Origin of the sequence: Neisseria sp. HMSC064D07 (assembly GCF_001837185.1) — a bacterium.
GTDB lineage: Bacteria > Pseudomonadota > Gammaproteobacteria > Burkholderiales > Neisseriaceae > Neisseria > Neisseria flavescens_C.
The window spans coordinates 1-1,801 of record NZ_KV831703.1 but is presented as its reverse complement, the minus strand read 5'-3'; the positions used below and the strand labels follow the sequence as shown (position 1 = coordinate 1,801).

Annotated in this window: 1 protein-coding gene; it reads left to right on the top strand. The window is 48.3% G+C overall.

All coding sequences use genetic code 11. The annotated features are described in order from the left end of the window. Window positions 1-1,616: transferrin-binding protein-like solute binding protein (locus tag HMPREF2608_RS08290; RefSeq protein ID WP_070826609.1), on the top strand; the 1,616-nt coding region annotated here is incomplete at its 5' end. Between the last annotated feature and the right edge of the window lie 185 nt (window positions 1,617-1,801).

The window sequence follows — 1,801 nt, the reverse complement described above, 5'->3', positions numbered from 1 at the left end:
AGAAAGCTGAAGAAGCCAAGAAAGCTGAAGAAGCTAAGAAAGCCAATGAGGCCAATTCAGGTCAAGGTTTTGGCGGCGAAGGCAAAGTAATGGGTAAGGCTTTGGATGGCGGTGTCTTGGTAGCGAAAAAACGTGAAACCGGCGATTTGGAATATGCCAAAACCGAAGCTCCGACTGCCTCGGATAAAAACAGCGTCGTACTTGATGGTGTCGCCATTAATACCAAAGACGTTAAAGCGGGTGAGTTTACGTTGGGCGAAAAAAGTATGAACGGCGGTAAAACCGATGCAGCACAATATGCGGTACACAGCGGCGACCTGTTGCCTGACGTTCGTTACGGCGGTGTTGCCGATGTCAGTGATCTGCGTGATGTGAAACAGGCGTTGTTTGTCCAAGGCACGCCATCAGGCAGTGATACCGTTGCAGCCCAAAGAGGGGATGCAACCTATAAAGGCATCGGCCTGCATTTCCAAAACGGACTGCCGATCAATACAAGAGGTCTGCAAGAAATTTTTGAAACCGGTTCGCAAGCCAAGCTGGCCAATCTGTATCCTGCCGCCAAAGCAACCGATGTTACCGCAAAAGTCAATTTCGACCAAAAAACCATCAATGTCAGCATCAACCGCTATTCCGATCAAACGGTTGGCGGTGGTAGTGGTGGCAACAGGATTGCAGGTGTCGTCAAATCCAATGCGCGCGATATGGCGGAAAATCTGTCTTTCAATGGCGATTTGCACGGCAACACCTTCTCCAACAAGCAAGGTACGATGCAAGGCGGATTCTTTGGCGCGAAGGCAGACCAACTTGCCGGTACATATAGTGCGGCAGGCAAAAACCAACGTGATGAAGACGTAGTGGCGCGCGGTGTGTTTGGTGCAAAACGCCAAGATGCGGCAGCTCAAGCAGGCGGACAGCCTGATGCGCCGGTTGCCAAACCTGATGCGCCCGTAACCAAACCTAAAGATGATGCCGCCGCAGCCGAATTGAAAAAAGGTGAAACAGGCGAGCAATATATCTTATCGAATATCGCGAACTTGACCAAAGTTATTATCAATGGTACGACAATCGCTTTGGCACCTGTTACCAACAAGCTCCATCAAACTGAATTGGGTTCGGACTACAAATCGTTTGTTGCTTCAGGCAATTTGAGCAATGTTGTCTTCGGTGCGGCAAAACTTGCCGATAATGCCTACTCCTTGTTTGTTCAGGGGGTAATGAGTACCTCTCTACCGTCCGGTACGGCTAAATACGCAGGCGAGGTGTTGAATTTCCGTGCCCGCAACTTGGATAATAAGGAAAACTGGGTGGGTGATACAGGAGGCTACCGTACTGCCGGTTCGTTTACCGCAGATGTCAACTTCGATACTAAGACTATCGCAGGTAAAATCAATAGTGGTGACAGATGGTTCATGAATGAACGAGCCTTTACCGCAGGTATTACAGGCAGCAGCTTTAATGGTAAATGGGATTCCGGTGTGCAAGGTTCTATCTCAGGCGGATTCTACGGCGACAAAGCTGCCGAAATGGCGGGACGATACAGTTACAATGAAAAACCAGGTGATAATGGCTCTTCAAGTAACAACGCTTTCGGTGTATTCGGCGGTAAAAAGCAATAACCGTCTGTTTAAGCTGAAAACAAACCGCCTGAAAGGGCGGTTTGTTTTTGAGTGGGTAGGATTTTCAGACGACCTTTTACGGTAACAACAATCTAGAGAGCAATTTACCCGCTAAAAGGTCGTCTGAAAACCTTGAATCTTATTTTCAGATAATCTGAGACCTTTGCAAAATTCCCCAAAATCCC